The sequence below is a fragment of the Streptomyces sp. B8-7 genome (assembly GCF_058833805.1).
The window spans coordinates 782,157-797,211 of record NZ_JBYRRL010000003.1; the positions used below are offsets into that span (position 1 = coordinate 782,157).

13 protein-coding genes are annotated in these 15,055 nt (G+C 74.9%); 8 read left to right on the plus strand and 5 right to left on the minus strand.

Translation table 11 applies throughout. The features are described from left to right. Positions 1–129 precede the first annotated feature (129 nt). Positions 130–735: an Rv1733c family protein gene (locus AC5K6T_RS18600; protein ID WP_493210419.1), complete on the minus strand. Its 606-nt coding sequence runs from the start codon at positions 733–735 to the stop codon at positions 130–132. A gap of 276 nt (positions 736–1,011) precedes the next feature. Between AC5K6T_RS18600 and AC5K6T_RS18605 the strand changes: the two genes are divergently transcribed. From AC5K6T_RS18605 to AC5K6T_RS18620, 4 genes are all read left to right on the plus strand, one after another. Continuing rightward, entirely contained in the window at positions 1,012–2,097 is a 1,086-nt protein-coding gene (locus AC5K6T_RS18605; RefSeq protein WP_493210420.1) for a WD40/YVTN/BNR-like repeat-containing protein, read from the plus strand. Positions 2,098–2,336: 239 nt separating this feature from the next. Continuing rightward, entirely contained in the window at positions 2,337–3,014 is a 678-nt protein-coding gene (locus AC5K6T_RS18610) for a uracil-DNA glycosylase (protein ID WP_493210421.1), read from the plus strand. After that, positions 3,011–4,015: an N-acetylglucosamine kinase gene (locus AC5K6T_RS18615; protein WP_493210423.1), complete on the plus strand. Its 1,005-nt coding sequence runs from the start codon at positions 3,011–3,013 to the stop codon at positions 4,013–4,015. Before AC5K6T_RS18610 ends, AC5K6T_RS18615 begins: the two co-directional genes overlap by 4 nt. A 143-nt stretch (positions 4,016–4,158) precedes the next feature. Next, positions 4,159–5,082 (plus strand): sirohydrochlorin chelatase, encoded by a 924-nt coding sequence (locus AC5K6T_RS18620; RefSeq protein WP_493210425.1) that lies wholly within the window; start codon positions 4,159–4,161, stop codon positions 5,080–5,082. A gap of 33 nt (positions 5,083–5,115) precedes the next feature. On the opposite strand, the gene AC5K6T_RS18625 is transcribed toward AC5K6T_RS18620, so the two are convergent. Together AC5K6T_RS18625 and AC5K6T_RS18630 are read right to left on the minus strand one after the other, a co-directional pair. Then, positions 5,116–6,141 carry a lactonase family protein gene (locus AC5K6T_RS18625; protein WP_493210427.1) on the minus strand — a complete coding sequence of 342 codons (1,026 nt, stop codon included), beginning with the start codon at positions 6,139–6,141 and terminating at the stop codon, positions 5,116–5,118. A gap of 219 nt (positions 6,142–6,360) precedes the next feature. Then, complete coding sequence (locus tag AC5K6T_RS18630) at positions 6,361–7,944, minus strand: FUSC family protein (protein WP_493210428.1); 1,584 nt, start codon at positions 7,942–7,944, stop codon at positions 6,361–6,363. 274 nt (positions 7,945–8,218) lie between these two features. Here AC5K6T_RS18630 and AC5K6T_RS18635 point away from each other — a divergent pair, with 274 nt between their 5' ends. Next, entirely contained in the window at positions 8,219–8,698 is a 480-nt protein-coding gene (locus tag AC5K6T_RS18635) for an Lrp/AsnC family transcriptional regulator (RefSeq protein ID WP_493210430.1), read from the plus strand. A 17-nt stretch (positions 8,699–8,715) separates the two neighbouring features. Here the strand turns inward: AC5K6T_RS18635 and AC5K6T_RS18640 are convergent, their stop codons facing one another. After that, a complete protein-coding gene (locus tag AC5K6T_RS18640) occupies positions 8,716–9,576 on the minus strand; it encodes a LysR substrate-binding domain-containing protein (RefSeq protein WP_493210431.1) in 861 nt (286 codons plus the stop codon). 58 nt (positions 9,577–9,634) lie between these two features. Here AC5K6T_RS18640 and AC5K6T_RS18645 point away from each other — a divergent pair, with 58 nt between their 5' ends. Both AC5K6T_RS18645 and AC5K6T_RS18650 read left to right on the plus strand, forming a co-directional pair. Then, entirely contained in the window at positions 9,635–10,030 is a 396-nt protein-coding gene (locus AC5K6T_RS18645; RefSeq protein WP_493210433.1) for a DUF5997 family protein, read from the plus strand. Positions 10,031–10,366: 336 nt separating this feature from the next. Continuing rightward, a complete protein-coding gene (locus AC5K6T_RS18650; protein ID WP_493210435.1) occupies positions 10,367–11,281 on the plus strand; it encodes a peptidoglycan-binding protein in 915 nt (304 codons plus the stop codon). Positions 11,282–11,320: 39 nt separating this feature from the next. Here the strand turns inward: AC5K6T_RS18650 and AC5K6T_RS18655 are convergent, their stop codons facing one another. Beyond that, the gene (locus tag AC5K6T_RS18655; RefSeq protein WP_493210857.1) at positions 11,321–12,802 is read right to left on the minus strand and encodes an MFS transporter; all 1,482 of its coding nucleotides are present in this window, start codon (positions 12,800–12,802) and stop codon (positions 11,321–11,323) included. 1,059 nt (positions 12,803–13,861) lie between these two features. Here AC5K6T_RS18655 and AC5K6T_RS18660 point away from each other — a divergent pair. Then, positions 13,862–15,046, plus strand: coding sequence for a type III polyketide synthase (locus AC5K6T_RS18660; protein ID WP_493210436.1), 1,185 nt, complete (start codon positions 13,862–13,864; stop codon positions 15,044–15,046). The last annotated feature ends 9 nt before the right edge of the window (positions 15,047–15,055 follow it).

The following is a 15,055-nucleotide window of genomic DNA, read 5'->3' on the forward strand; positions in this document are numbered from 1 at the left end:
CGGTGCGTGCGGCGGCCGTGCCGCGCCTCCGGCGGCCCGCGAGCGGCACGGGTGACCGGTCCGGGGCGGCCGCGCGGCGCGCCGCCGCCGTGGCCGGAGCCCGGGCGGCCCGGGGCGCCGGGCACGGTGTCAGGGGTCCTGGGGCCCCGGTCCCGTGCGGTGGCCCCAGAGGGGGTCGAAACGCGCCCAGTCAGCCTCCCAGCGGTCCAGGCGGCGCCTCTCCAGGCGCTCGCGGGCCACGCGTCCGCAGGCGAAGGGGACGATGGCGGTGCCCAGGCCGGCGAGCACGCCGAGCAGGGCGGAGCGGAGCCGGGCCTGGGCGGCGGACGCGGGCCGGGTGACCAGGCGGCCCTCGGGGTCCGTCCAGACCGTGACCCGCGCCCCGGGAGGCGTACCGGGGCGGGCCCGGACCAGGCCCGACCGCGCGGAACCGTCGGGCGCGGTCCACCCGGCCTCCGCCCAGACGGCCCGGCCGTCCGCCGCTCCGTGCGCGGCGGCGCCCGGCGCGCGTCCGGTCAACCGCGCCGCGACGGGCCGCCACTGGGCACGCTCGCGCGCCATCCCCTGCTCCACCGACCCGGCCACGGCCCACCCCGCGACGGGGCCGCACAGCGCGGTGAGCACCCACACGGCGAGCAGCATCCACGCCTCGGCCTCGTCGGAGCGGCGCCGCAACGGATTGCGCCGCCAGCGCCACAGCCACACGCGCCGAACCCTCCGACCCCGCAGCCCCATCGAAGGCCGCCTCCTCACGAGCGCACGAGCATCCCGGTCCCCGTCCCATACGGTCGGCGGCCCCCCGATGCTCAAGGAGGGTCCTCCGCCGCCCCGACGGTGCACCGCGGCGGGCGGCCGTGCCGTGCAGTCGCCGGGCGCGCCCGTGCGGCGCCGCGGCCGCGTCTGTCGCCGACACCCTCCGACCTGCGGCGACGCCTCCTCCGGGGGTGACTGTCAGTGGTGGGGTGCAGACTGGCCGGTGTCTGGGACGAAGACGTCGCGGAGGTGATCGGCATGACCGGCGTACTGCTCGCCGTGGGTACCCGCAAGGGTCTGTTCATCGGGCGCCGGCGCGAAGGCGCCTGGGAGTTCGACGAGCAGCCCTGCTTCAACGCACAGGCCGTCTACTCGGTCGCCATCGACACCAGGGGGGACGCTCCGCGTCTGCTGGCGGCCGGCGACAGCGCGCACTGGGGGCCGTCGGTGTTCCACTCCGACGACCTGGGCCGGACCTGGACGGAGCCGGAGAGACCGGCTGTCAGGTTCCCGCAGGACACGGGGGCCTCGCTGGAGCGGGTGTGGCAGCTGCACCCGGCGGCGGCCGAACCGGACGTGGTGTACGCGGGCACGGAGCCGGCCGCGCTGTACCGCTCGGAGGACCGGGGCGAGAGCTTCGACCTCGTGCGTCCGCTGTGGGAGCACCCCACCCGTTCCCGGTGGGTCCCGGGCGGCGGCGGCGAGGGGCTGCACACCGTCCTCACCGACGCGCGGGACGCGCGCGCGGTCACGGTCGCCGTGTCCACGGCCGGGGTGTTCCGCACCACGGACGGGGGCGCGAGCTGGGCACCGTCCAACAGCGGTGTCTCCGCGGTGTTCCTGCCGGACCCCCACCCCGAGTTCGGGCAGTGCGTGCACAAGGTCGCGCGGGACGCGGCGGACCCCGACCGCCTGTACCTGCAGAACCACTGGGGTGTGTACCGCAGCGACGACGGGGGCGCGCGGTGGACCGACATCGGCGAGGGCCTGCCGTCGACCTTCGGGTTCGCCGTGGCCGCCCACCCGCACCGCGGCGACACCGCCTACGTGTTCCCGATCAACGCCGACTCCGACCGGGTTCCGGCCGGCCGCCGCTGCCGGGTGTTCCGCACCCCCGACGCGGGCAGAACCTGGGAGCCGCTCGCGGCCGGGCTGCCGCAGGGCGACCACTACGGGACCGTGCTGCGCGACGCGCTGTGCACGGACGACGCGGACCCGGCGGGCGTGTACTTCGGCAACCGCAACGGAGAGGTGTTCGCCTCGGCCGACGACGGCGACACCTGGCGGCAGCTCGCCGCACACCTGCCCGACGTGCTGTGCGTGCGGGCCGCGGTCGTCGGGTGAGGCACCTGCCGCCCGCGGCCACCGCCGTCCGGGGCGCAGCCGCGTGGGGCGGTGGCCGCGTGAGGGCGTCGTCCGAGGCCGCCGTCGCGTGGGTCGGAGCCGCGCCGGGAAGCGGCGCACGCCGAGCGGGAGAGGCGTGGACGGTGCCGGGCGCGGAACGGGGCGGAGCGGGCGGCCGGCACCGGCCGCCCTTGGCCACCGGTTGATCTCCATGCCGTGTACGGCAGTAGGGTGACGCCGTGGCACCACGACCCTTGCATGAGATCGTCGAGCCGGGCTGGGCACAGGCCCTGGAGCCGGTGGCCGGACGAATCGCCGAGATGGGCGCCTTCCTGCGGGAGGAGATCGCCGCGGGGCGCACCTACCTCCCCGCCGGACAGAACGTCCTCAGGGCGTTCCAGCAGCCCTTCGACGAGGTCCGCGTCCTCATCGTCGGCCAGGACCCGTACCCCACCCCGGGACACGCGGTCGGGCTGTCGTTCTCGGTGGCGCCGGACGTACGGCCGCTGCCCGGCAGCCTGATCAACATCTTCCGGGAACTGCACACCGATCTGGGGCTGCCCCAGCCGTCCAACGGCGATCTGACGCCGTGGACGCAGCAGGGCGTTCTGCTGCTGAACCGGGCGCTCACCACCGCGCCGCGCCGGCCGGCCGCGCACCGGGGCAAGGGCTGGGAGGAGGTCACCGAGCAGGCGATACGCGCCCTGGCCGCGCGCGGGAAGCCGCTGGTGTCGATCCTGTGGGGACGCGACGCGCGCAATCTGCGCCCGCTGCTGGGCACCCTGCCGTCGGTGGAGTCCGCCCACCCCTCCCCCATGTCGGCCGACCGGGGCTTCTTCGGCTCGCGTCCCTTCAGCAGGGCCAACGAGCTGCTGATCGGACAGGGCGGACAACCCGTGGACTGGCGCCTGCCGTGACCCGGCCGCCGGGGAGCACCGCCCGTGCCCCGTCGAGCCGCCCCGGTTTCCTCGCCGTCGACTCCGGGGGCTCCGGACTCCGTGTCGTCGTCGCCACCGCGGACGGCGGGCTGTCCGCGCGGCGTGAGACGGCCGTTCCGGTGCGGACCGGCCCCCGGGGCATCGACGCCGGGCACCTGATGGAGCAACTGCTCCCCCTGGTGCGGGCGTTGACCGAGGAGACCGGGGTGACCGAGTTGTCCGCGGCGGCGGTCGGCGCGGCCGGGCTGGGCACGCTGGGCGACACGCTGCGGGCGGAGCTGCCGGGCGCGCTGCGGCGGGAGTTCGGCATCCGCACCAGCGCGCTCGCGGCCGACGCCGTCACCGCGTACACCGGGGCCCTGGGGCCGCGACCCGGCGCGGTGGTCGCCGCCGGCACGGGACTGATCGCGATCGGTACGGACCTGACGCGCTGGCACCGCGCCGACGGCTGGGGCCACTTGCTGGGCGACTGCGGCAGCGGCGCGTGGATCGGGCGCGCGGGACTGGAGGCCGCGCTGCGCGCCCATGACGGCCGGGCCGACGGCTCCGCCCCGCTGCTGTCGCACGCCGTGGAGGTGTTCGGGCCGCCGCAGGAACTGCCGGGCAGGCTGTACCCGCGCGCCGACCGGCCGGCGGTGCTCGCCTCCTTCGCGCCGCACGTGGCCGCGTGCGCGGCCGACGATCCGGTCGCCGCCGCGATCCTGCGGGAGGCGGCACGGCACATCGCCGATTCGGCGGCGGCGGTCTGCCCCCGCGAAGGCGAGCCCGTCCTGGCCCTCACCGGCGGGCTGTTCCGCATGGGCGCGCCGCTCACCGGCCCGCTGGCCGACGCGTTGGAGCGACGGCTGCCCCGGGTCCGCCCGGCACCCGCCGACGGCGATCCTCTGCTGGGGGCGGTGCGCATCGCCGCAGCGCTGGTCGCCGGCCGGCTCGTTCTGCCGCGCGACGACCGGATGTTGCTGGTCACAGCCCTGGACTGACCGAGGACCGGCCGCCCGGACCCGCCTCGCCAGATGGCTGCCGCCGTCACGCGTCGCACCGCATCGGACAAAACCGGACGGATACCGCTCACCTGCCCCCTCCCCGAACAGGGACACCCAGGAAGCCAGTAACATGCGGCGCCATGAGTTCCCCCACTGGACCCGCGTCCGGCCTGCCTGTACGAATGCCGCGCCCCCGTCAGCCGGGACGGCACCGCCGACCCGAGCCCCTGGCGGCTCCAGAGGGCGCGCCCGCGCTCGTCCTCGCGGTTCCGGGCACGCCCAGCGCCGCCGTACGCGGTCTCGCCGAGGAGATCGTGAGCATCGCCCGCTCCGAGCTTCCCGGCCTCGACGCCCGGATCGGGTACGTCGACGGGGACGACGTGGAGTACCCCTCCGTGACCACCGTGCTCGCGCGTACGGCGGACGAGCGGACCGCGCGCTACGAGCTGGCGCTCTCCGCGGGCACGGAGGCGAAGGAGCCCGAGGGGCCCGTCGCGGTGGTCGTGCCGCTGCTGGCCGGCCCCGACAGCGCGCTGCTGCGCCAGGTCCGGCAGGCCGTGATGGACAGCCGCGTCGCCGCCGACCTCACCGATGTCCTGGGCCCCCACCCGCTGCTGGCCGAGGCCCTGCACGTGCGGCTGTCCGAGGCCGGCCTGGCCCGCGCCGACCGGGCCCGGCTGTTCACCGTGGCGACGGCCGCGGACGGCATCGTCCTGGCGTCCGTGGGCGGGGAGGAGGCCGTGCAGGCGGCCGGGATCACCGGCATGCTGCTGGCCGCGCGGCTGGCCGTACCGGTGATGGCGGCCGCGCTGGACCAGGAGGGTTCCGTCCAGGCGGTGGCCGAGCAACTGCGGTCCTCCGGCTCGCAGCAGCTGGCCCTGGCCCCTTATCTGATCGGCCCGGAGATCGACGCCTCGCTCGTGGAGGCGGCCGCGCAGGAGGCGGGCTGCTCCGCCGCCGAGCCACTCGGGCCGTACCCGGCGATCGGCAAGCTGGCGCTCGCCCAGTACACGCAGGCACTGGGCATCACCCCGCAGACGGCGCAGGGCGCACCCGTGCGCTGAGCGGCGGACCGCCCCGGGTCCCCGGGCGCGGGCTCAGCCGAGGACGACGCAGGAGGCGGCCGGCACGCGCACGGCGCCGGACCGCCGGGGCAGGCCGGTACCGGGGTCGACGTGGAACCAGGTGACATCGCCGGACCGCTCGTTGGCGACGTAGAGGCGGCCGTCGGCCTCGGTGAGGGCGCGCGGCCAGTGACCGCCGCAGGGCACCGTTCCGACCAGCCGCAGGCTCTCGCCGTCGACGGCCAGCACGCTCAGCACGTCCTCGCCGCGGACCGCCGTCCACACGAACCCGCCGCCGGGCGCGGCCACGATCCCCGACGGAAAGGCCTCACCCTGCGGCGCGCCCTGCAGCACCGCGACCTCGGTGAGCGGCTTCAGGGTGCCGTCGACGGCGTTCCAGCGGCAGACCGTCACGGTCGGGGCGAGCTCGTTGACGACGTAGGCCCGCTCGCCGTCGGGGTGGAAGGCCAGGTGGCGGGGGCCCGAGCCGGGGCGCAGGGCGGTCTCCCGGTGCAGCCGCAGCCGTCCCTGCGCGAGGGCGCACACCCGCACCGAGTCCGTGCCGAGGTCGACGCTGACGGCCCAGCGGCCGCTCGGGTCGGGCTGCACCTGGTGGGCGTGCGGGCCCTGCTGGCGGGGGGTGTGCGGGCCGGAGCCGGTGTGGCGGAGCACTCCGGAGGCGGCGGCCCCGAGAGTGCCGTCGGGGCGCAGGGGGACGACGGAGACGGTGCCGGAGCCGTAGTCGGCCGTCAGGAGATGGCCGTCGAAGAGGCTGAGGTGGGTGGGGCCGGAGCCCACGGGGACGGGTCTGCCGGCCGGTTCGGGGGTGTCGCCGTGCACGCGGTACGCGGCCACCGCGCCGGCGGCCGTCTCGCTGACGGCGTACAGCGTGCCGCCGTCGGGGGCGAGCGCGAGGTACGAGGGGTCGGGCACACCGTTCACACCGCCGAGGACGGCCAGGGAGCCGTCCTCGGCGTCCACCGCCGCCGTGATCACTCCGGGGCCGCCCGCCGCCGTGAACGATCCGATGAACGCCCTCCGCCTGCCGCGCTCTGCCACCGCTGTCCCCTTTTGTCGGTATGCCGGTCTGCCGGCCTGCCGGTATGCCGGCCTGCCGGCCAACTGGTTCGCCGGTCTGCCGGTTCGCCGGTCGGCTGCCCGTCCGGGGCGACGGTAGCACTTGCGGTCTAGACCAAGAGGCGGTCCGGGGCACCGCGGCTCGCGTCGGGCCGGGGCACCGCGGCTCGCACACGGCCGGGCGAGCGCACGGCCGCGCGGTCAGGCCCCCACGAGCCGGGAGCCGGAGGGCGCCCGCAGCGGAGCGGCGAGTTCCGTCAACGCGTGTTCGAGACCGTGCAGGTGGGCGAGGGCGGGCTCGGCGAGATGGTGCGCAGCCGCCGGGGTGACGGCCGGGCGGGGCTCACGGCCCCTGCCTCCGCGGCCCTCCGCGGCACGGCCGTGCGAGGCCTGCGAGACGGCTGAACCGGCTGAACCGACCGAGCCGGCCGAGCCGATGAGCAGCGCCTCCACCGAGGCCTGGACCCGGTCGCAGGCCCTGGCCAGGCGGGCGTCGTGGGAGGCCTCCGGGTCGGCGGCGACGGCGACCAGGCCGCGGATCTGGCGGGCGCAGTCGTCGAGGAGGGCCAGCACGCGCAGGGCGCGGCCCTTGCGGACCGTCATCGGGCTCAGCGGGTGCACGAGGGGCGCGAGGGCGAGCCGCACCCGGCCCAGGAGCTGCTCCAGCTCCGCCACCCGGGGGGCCGGGTCGGCGCCGGGAACCCCGGCCAGCCGGGCGGCGGCCTCCGCGGTGCAGGCGTGGACGCAGTGCAGGGCACGCCGGATCCAGGCGTCGGTGACGGCGTGGGTGGTGACGGGCAGGACGAACAGCACGGCGAGGACGGCGCCCAGCGCGCCCACGCCCGTCTCGGCGAGCCGCAGCGCGAGCAGGGCCGGGTCGAGCACGTCCAGCAGTCCGTACAGCAGCGAGGCCAGCAGCGTCACGCAGAGCATCATCCACGTGTAGGACACGGCCGCCGTGTAGAAGATGCCGAACACACAGGCGGCGAGCACCACCGAGGAGACCACCGGGTCGCCCTGTACCGGTATCGCGACCAGCAGGCCCAGGCCGATGCCGAGCACCGTGCCCAGGACCCGGCGGAAGCCGCGTACCAGGGTCTCGCCGCGGGAGGTGGTGTTGACGAAGATCCACCAGGTGGCGCCGACGGCCCAGTACCAGCGCTGTCCGGACACCAGCTGGCCGACGCAGAGCGCGAAGCCCGCACCCGCGGTGGCCTGGACGGCCTGCCGGGTGGTGATGCGGGCCAGTCCGGTGCCTCCCGGCGGGGCCACGGCGGGAGGCGGGGGCAGCCGCCGCTCGTAGCACCACAGCCCGAACCGCACGGCCGCCGCGACGAGGACGGACAGCAGGACGGCGGCGTACAGCTCGGGCAGCCGGTCGGGGGTGGCGCGCAGGAACTGGGCGATGAAGTACGTCATGAAGGCGAACACGCCCAGGCTGTGGCCGCGCGGCCCCCAGCGGCGGGCGTACACCCCGGCCCCGACCACGGCGAGGAACGCCAGATCGCGGGCGACGGGACTGTCGTGCAGTTCGGCTGCCAGGGCGAGCACCGGCAGGCCGACGGCGGGCAGCAGGGCGGTGGTGAGGGCCTGCCCGCGGACGGTGGCGTCGGTGACCGTGAACAGCGCGAGCAGTGCGGCGAGCCCGCCGGTGATCGCACCGACGAGGGAGTGACCCGCGAGGCCGCACACGACGACGGCGAGTCCGATGCCGAGCACGGCCCGGGTCGCGAACCGCAGCCGCGTCCGCCCCGGGTCCGGAGCCACGAACACCCGCTTGACCACTGCTGTCCGCTCCCTTGAACGACCGGCGTGTGAACGACCGGCATGAAAAAGGCGCCGCGGGATCCGCAGCGCCATCGACCTCTCCATGACAGCATCCCTGCCGCCACTGGCTCAAGTCGGCTCCCGTCGACTGAGCCAATGGCACAGCAAGAGGCCTTTCCGCCTGGCCGGGACCGGGCCAACGGACCACAGGGCCTGGTCCAGCCGGGTCGCGAGGCGGTGGACCGTTGGTACAGTCGATGAAGATCGACAAGTTGCGAGGGGGCCGTGCGCCGTGGCCGTGGACGAACTCGACACCCGCATTCTGCGCCTGCTGCTGGAGCAGCCCCGCACCAGCGTGCGCGAGTACGCCCGTGTTCTCGGTGTCGCCCGCGGCACGCTCCAGGCCCGCCTGGACCGGCTGGAGCGGGACGGCGTCATCACGGGCACGGGCCCGGCGCTCTCCCCCGCCGCGCTCGGCCATCCCGTGCTCGCGTTCGTGCACATCGAGGTCACCCAGGGCCACCTCGACGACGTGGGAGACGCGCTGGCGACCGTGCCGGAGATCGTCGAGGCGTTCTCGATCACCGGCGGCGGGGACCTCCTCACCCGGGTGGTGGCCCGCGACAACGCGCACCTGGAGGACGTCGTGCAGAAGCTGATCAGCCTCCCCGGGGTCGTCCGCACCCGCTCCGAGGTCGCGCTGCGCGAACGCGTCCCGTACCGGCTGCTGCCGCTCGTGGAGTCGATCGGCAGAGCGGCCGCCGCACCGTGAGCGGGGACGCCGGACGGTCAGGCGCGACGGCGCGGTCTGCCGCGGCCGCCGCCTTTCCCGGCGCCCTTCCCGCCCTTGGCGCCGCCCTTCGCCGTCCCCTTGGCGCCGCCCTTCGCGGTGCCCTTCCCTCCGCTCCGAGGGCCGCCGCCCTGTGCGGAGCCGCTCGGGGCACCCGTGCCGGCGCGGGCGCCCCGGCCGGACGACGGTGAGCGGCGCACGGCAGGCTCCCGCCCGCCGTCGTCGCCCGCACCGCCCTCGGGACGGGGCCGGCGGCCGCGCGTGCTGTTGACGGTGCGGCCGCGGACGATGCCGATGAACTCCTCGACCAGGTCGGTGTGGGCGTCCTCCGGCCAGGACAGCGCGACGGCGGACTCGGGGGCGCCGGCGACCGGGCGGTAGGTGAGGTCCCTGCGGTGGTGCAACCGGGCCAGGGACTGCGGCACGACGAGGACGCCGACCCCGGCCGCGACCAGCTCGACGGCATCGGCGGTGGTGGCGGGGCGTTCGAGGGCCGCCCTGCCCGGGAGGCGCTCCCAGCCGAGGACGTCGTCGAGGGGATGCAGGACCACCTCGTCCGCGAGGTCGTCGACGGCGACCTCGTCCGCGGCGGTGAGCAGGTGGTCCTTCGGCACCACCACGACCGTCGTCTCGGTGTAGAGGGGGATCGCGCTGAACACGGTACGGTCCACGGGCAGGCGCACGAGGCCCGCGTCGGCCCCGCCGGAGCGGAGCGACCCGGCCGCGTCCGCGGCGGCCACGGGCACCAGCGCGAGCGGGACGCCCGGCAGGCGCTGTTCCCAGATCCGCACCCACTTGCCGGGCGTCGCCCCGGGTACGTACGCGAGCCGGAACGAGGGGGGAACATCCGAGCCTGTCACCCCGCCAGGCTACCGGCTGTGGTCGGGGGCAGGTCACCCGGCGTCTAGGCTGGACGGCATGAAGTCGCACCAGACCACCCAGACGATGAAGCCCGCCACCGCGGCGAAGAAGCTGGGTGTGTACCTGCCCGCCACCCCCGCCGAGTTCCAGGAGGGGGTCGTCACGCGCGCCGAGTTGAACGCGCTCCAGGCCGACCCGCCCGCATGGCTGCGCGAGCTGCGACAGAACGGCCCCCACCCGCGCCCCGTGGTCGCGGCGAGGCTGGGTGTGTCCATCGCGGGCCTCGCCCGCGGCGGTGTCACCGAACCGCTCACCAGCGAGCAGATCGACGCGCTGAGGTCCGAGATGCCCCCGTGGCTGCAGAAGGAGCGCGCCACCCAGGCCGAGGTCCGCAAGGAGACCGCCCGGATCAAGAAGCGCGACGCGGAACGCGCCGGGCGACAGGACTCCTGATCCGGGGGGTCCCGGAGGGCCGGGACCCCCTCTCCGCACGGCGGCGCGGCCGGGGCCCGTCCCGTGGCACGGGCGCCCGCCGCGCGCGGACCGCGTAGAGACCGCCGAGGCCGCCGAGGCCGCAGGGACGCGCCGGGCGGCGCCGGGGCCGCGAGGCGCCGACAAACCGAGGGCGACACCGGCCGACCACTCTCGGTCACCTCGCGGTCCGACGTGGGCGAAATATGCTGACTTCTATCATCTTCCGCGCAACTGGGACAAGTTGAGTCATCATCAGGTGAGCCCCGAGGACGCTCGGAGCGGGCCCGGGGCACCTCATGACTCGAAAGGCTGCGCATGAGTGTGAAGACCGGCCCCCAGCGCTACCCCGGCTCCAGCCGCGCCCGCTGGTACCAGGACGACTTCCCCGGCGATCCGATGGAGGTCAACGTCGTCGTCCTGCACACCACCGAGGGCACCAGCCTCCCGGGCTACAGGGACGGGGCAGTCGCACCGAACCTGTCGGCGGTGCCCGACTTCGAGACCCGGCGGCTGCGCTGGTTCCAGCACTTCGACATCGAGGTCTCCTCCCGCGCCCTGGTGAACCTCAGGGGCGGCGTCGAGACGAACACCCTCAACGTCTGCCAGGTCGAGCTGGTGGGCACCTGCGATCCCAAGACCCACCGCGACTGGCTGGGCGCGGGCCGCCGGCACCTGTTCTGGCCGCAGGCCCCGGACTGGGCGCTGGAGGGCGTCTCCCGGTTCCTGGCGTGGATGCACGAGGAGCACGGCGTGCCCCTGACCGGCCCCAGGGCGTGGCCGGCGTATCCGGACTCGTACGGCAACCGGCACGGACAGCGGATGAGCGCCGCCGCCTGGAACTCCTTCCACGGGGTGTGCGGCCACATGCACGTCCCCGAGAACCAGCACGGCGACCCGGGTGCGGTCGACATCACCGAGATCCTGCGGCGCGCCCGTGCCGACCTCGACGTGGCGGAGCCGCGGCCCGAGCCGTCCTCCGGCAGGCCGAAGGCCCCGCCCTTCCCGGGCCGCAAGTTCTTCCGCGCGGGCGCCGTCAACGACCACGTCCTGACGCTCGGCAGACAACTCGTCAGACGCGACTTCGACTGCCACTACCGAGTCGGGCCGAGCCGGTCCTGGAGCGAGGCCGACCGGCTCAACGTGCGCGACTTCCAGAAGTCCCGGGCCGAACTCCGCGGTGACGCCGACGGATACCCCGGTCCGCTCACCTGGAAACTGCTGTTCTCCTGACCCCGCCGGCCCGCTCCCCCGTCCCTCCCGGCCCCGGGGTCAGCCCGGGCCGGGGCCCGTCCCGCCCTGCAGGCGCTCCAGGTCGGACGGGCGTATCTGGATCACCAGCACCGCGATGACCGCGGCGACCGCGGTGAAGATCGCCGCCATCACGAACGCGGCGGACACACCGGAGCTGAGGATCTCGTCCGAGAACGGCGGCGGCAGTTCGCCGGTCCGCCGGAAGCGCAGGCGCTCGGCCGGGGTGGCCTGCTGCAGGAAGAGCGGGATCTGCCGGTCCGCCTCGTTCGCGCTGGCGGTGCCGTACATCGTGACCAGGATGGACAGGCCCAGCGATCCGCCGACCTGCTGGGTGGCGTTCAGCAGGCCGGAGGCCGCGCCCGTCTCGCGCGTCCTCACGTTGGACAGGGCCATCAGGGTCAGCGACACGAACTCCATGCCCATGCCGAGACTGAACACCAGCATCGGGCCCAGGATGCTGCCCGCATAGGTGGAGTGGACGTCGGTCAGCGTCAGCCAGCCCAGACCGGCCGACGCGAGCAGCGCGCCCACCACCATGAAGGGCTTGGGTCCGTAGACCGGGAGGAACCGCGAGGCCAGGCCCGCACCGACCGCGATGACCGCACTCACCGGCAGGAACGCGAACCCGGCCTGGAGCGGACTGAAGTCCAGCACGTTCTGTACGAACAGGGTGAGGAAGAAGAACATCCCGAAGATCGCCGCGGCCAGGCACAGCATGATCCCGTACGTGCCGGCGCGGTTGCGGTCGGCGAACATGTGCAGCGGCGTGATCGGCTGCCGGGACCGGCGCTCGATCAGTACGAACACCGCGAGCACGACCACGGCCGCACCGAACGACGCGAGCGTCCACGGATCGCGCCAGCCGTCCTGCGCCGCCCGGATGAAGCCGTAGACCAGCAGCACCATGCCCGCCGTCGAGGTGAGCGCGCCCGCCACGTCGAAGTGCCCGGGGTGACGCTCGGACTCCTTGATCCAGCGCGGTACGGCGAGCGCGATCAGCAGCCCGATCGGCACGTTGACGAACAGCACCCACCGCCAGTCCAGCCACTCGACGAGGATCCCGCCCGCGAGCAGGCCGATGGCGCCACCGCCTGCCGACACCGCGGCGAACACCCCGAACGCCCGGTTGCGCTCCGGGCCTTCCCGGAACGTGGTGCTGATCAGCGCCAGCGCCGTCGGCGACGCGATGGCGCCGCCCACGCCCTGCAGCGCCCTCGCGGCCAGCAACTGCCCGGCACTCTGGGCGAGACCGCCCAGCAGCGAGGCCAGGACGAACAGCAGCACGCCGAAGATGAACACACGCCGCCGGCCGAGAATGTCGCCGGTCCGCCCGCCGAGCAGCAGCAGCCCGCCGAAGGTCAGCGTGTAGGCGTTGACCACCCAGGACAGGGTCGTGGTGGAGAAACCCAGGGCCGTCTGGATGTGCGGCAGCGCGATGTTCACGATGGTGATGTCCAGCACCACCATGAGCTGACAGGAGGCGATGACCAGCAGCGCCATCGCGTTGCCACCGCCACCCTTCCGGGGGGTGGCGGTGTTCGTCGCCCCGCCGGGCTGCGGATGACTGCTCATGAGGCGTCACGCCCTGGTCACGAGGGGTAGGCGGACGGCGTCCGCCTACTGGTCCACCGTTCGACCGTACGCCGGGCCCGGGACGATCACCACTCGATCACGGAGCCGCGCAACACCCCTCCGACAGGCCCCGAGCCCGGCCCTCACCCGGGCTCCGGGACAGGAGGACTCCCCCCTGCCGGCGTCCGCGAAGGCGGCTCCCGCCGAGGACGACCGGGCGGCGCGAAGCGCCCGGTCGTCCTCGGCGGGAGCAGCTCGAACGCCGCGCCGGGCACGAGCCCGTCGGCGTCGCCCGGCTCGACGGCGGACACGACGGCGGACACGGCAGCGGACACGGCGGCGGGGACGGCAGCGGGGACGGCGGCGGGGACGGCCGCGTTGCGCGTGCCGAGGATGTCCGCGGCGGGATCCTTCGGCGGCGGCACGTCCGCGCCGCCGGCGACCGCGGTGACTCCGCCGCCGGCGACCGCGGTGACTCCGCCGCCGGCGACCGGCCGGATCGTCACGACGGCCGTACGCGACCGGGCGAGGGCATCCTCCGCGACGGGCGAGAGGCGTCGGCCGGCCGTGACGCACGGGCGGCTCCGGGAGGCCGTCCGCACGGCCGGGACCCGGGGGCTCCGGTGACCGGCCGGCCACGACGAGGGCAGGAGTCCGTCCGGGGTCAGCTCCCCCTCTCCGGTCTGCCGTTCGGCGACCGGGGGCGAGGTCCGGACGGCCGGCCCCCTGGCTGACCACACGTCAGTCAGGGGCCTCGGCATCGCGCCGGGGAAGGAGCCGCTCGGCGGTGTGTGCCGTGTCACGCACTCAAGACCTGTCCAAGTTGCCTACATCACAGCGGAAATGTCCGATTATCGTCCATGCTCGAACCGGACACCGTCGCCCGAAGCGGAGCCCCTCGGTACCTTCCTGGGCGCGAAGTTCCGAAGTCACCCATGACACAGCACTCGTCATGTTCCGGCCCGTCCCCTTGAAAGGTGCCTCACCATGGCCGCTTACCTCTGTCCTCCTGCCGTGATACACGGCGAGCACGCCGTCCGGACCAGTCAGATCGTGGCGGAGGTGCGTGACCGGCATCCGCAGGCGGCCTGGGCGCCGCGGATCGACGGCATCGCGGCGAGCACGGGCATCGAGACCCGCGGATGGATGCTGCCGCTGGAGACCGCCGTCGCACCCGGCAACAGCGGGGCCCTGAGCGCTGTCGGCGTCGGGCCGGCCCAAGAGGCGCTGGCCCGCGACGGGTTCACCCGGCAGGACGTGGACCGCGCCATCGCCGCCCTTGAGGCGATACCCGCCCCGCAGACCGTCCAGGAGCGCACCGCGCCGGCCTGGGAGGCCGTGCAGTCCTACGGAGAGCGGGCGGCGCGCGGCGCTCTGCAGATCGCCGGGCTGGACGCCGCGGATGTCGACTGCCTGATCACCAGTCACTCCACCACCCCGGCGCTGCCGGGTCTGGACATCGCCCTGGCCGGAAGGCTGCCGCTCCGCAACGACGTGATGCTGCTGCCGGCCACGCAGTGGGCCTGCGTGGCCGGGACCCGCTCCCTGGCGCTGGCGGCCGACCTGGTGGCCGCGGACCCCGACCGGGTGGTCCTGGTCGTGATCGCCGAGGCGCTGAGCACGACCTACCAGCCCGCGGACGACAGCCTCGAATCCCTGATCGTCCGGCTGCTGTTCGCGGACACCGCGGTCGCCGCGGTGGTCACGGGCCGCCCGAGGCACGAGTCGGTGCTGCGGCTGGACGCCGCCTGGCACCACACCCTGCCCGGCACGCAGGACCTGCACCGTCTGGAAACCCGGGCGGACGGCACCCACTTCGTGATGGACCGGCGCGGCCCGCGTGCCGTTCAGGAGACGGTCACCGCGATGTGGGAATGGCTGCGCCGGCGCAACCAGGACCACCCCGGCTCCTGGCACCCCGACGTCCTGCTCGCGCACCCCGGCGGCACCCGGGTGCTGGAGTACATGGAGCAGACCATGCCCGACACATGGCCGTCGGGCCTGCTGGACCACAGCCGGGACAGCTACACCAGCGGCAACCGCGGCGGGGCCGCCGTGTTCGACATCATGCGGCGGGCGTACGACGCAGGGCAGAAGCCCGGCGACCGCGCCGTCCTGTACGCGGCTGCACCGGGGCTCACCGCCACGGCCCTGGAAGGGGAGTGGCTGTAGGACGAGCCC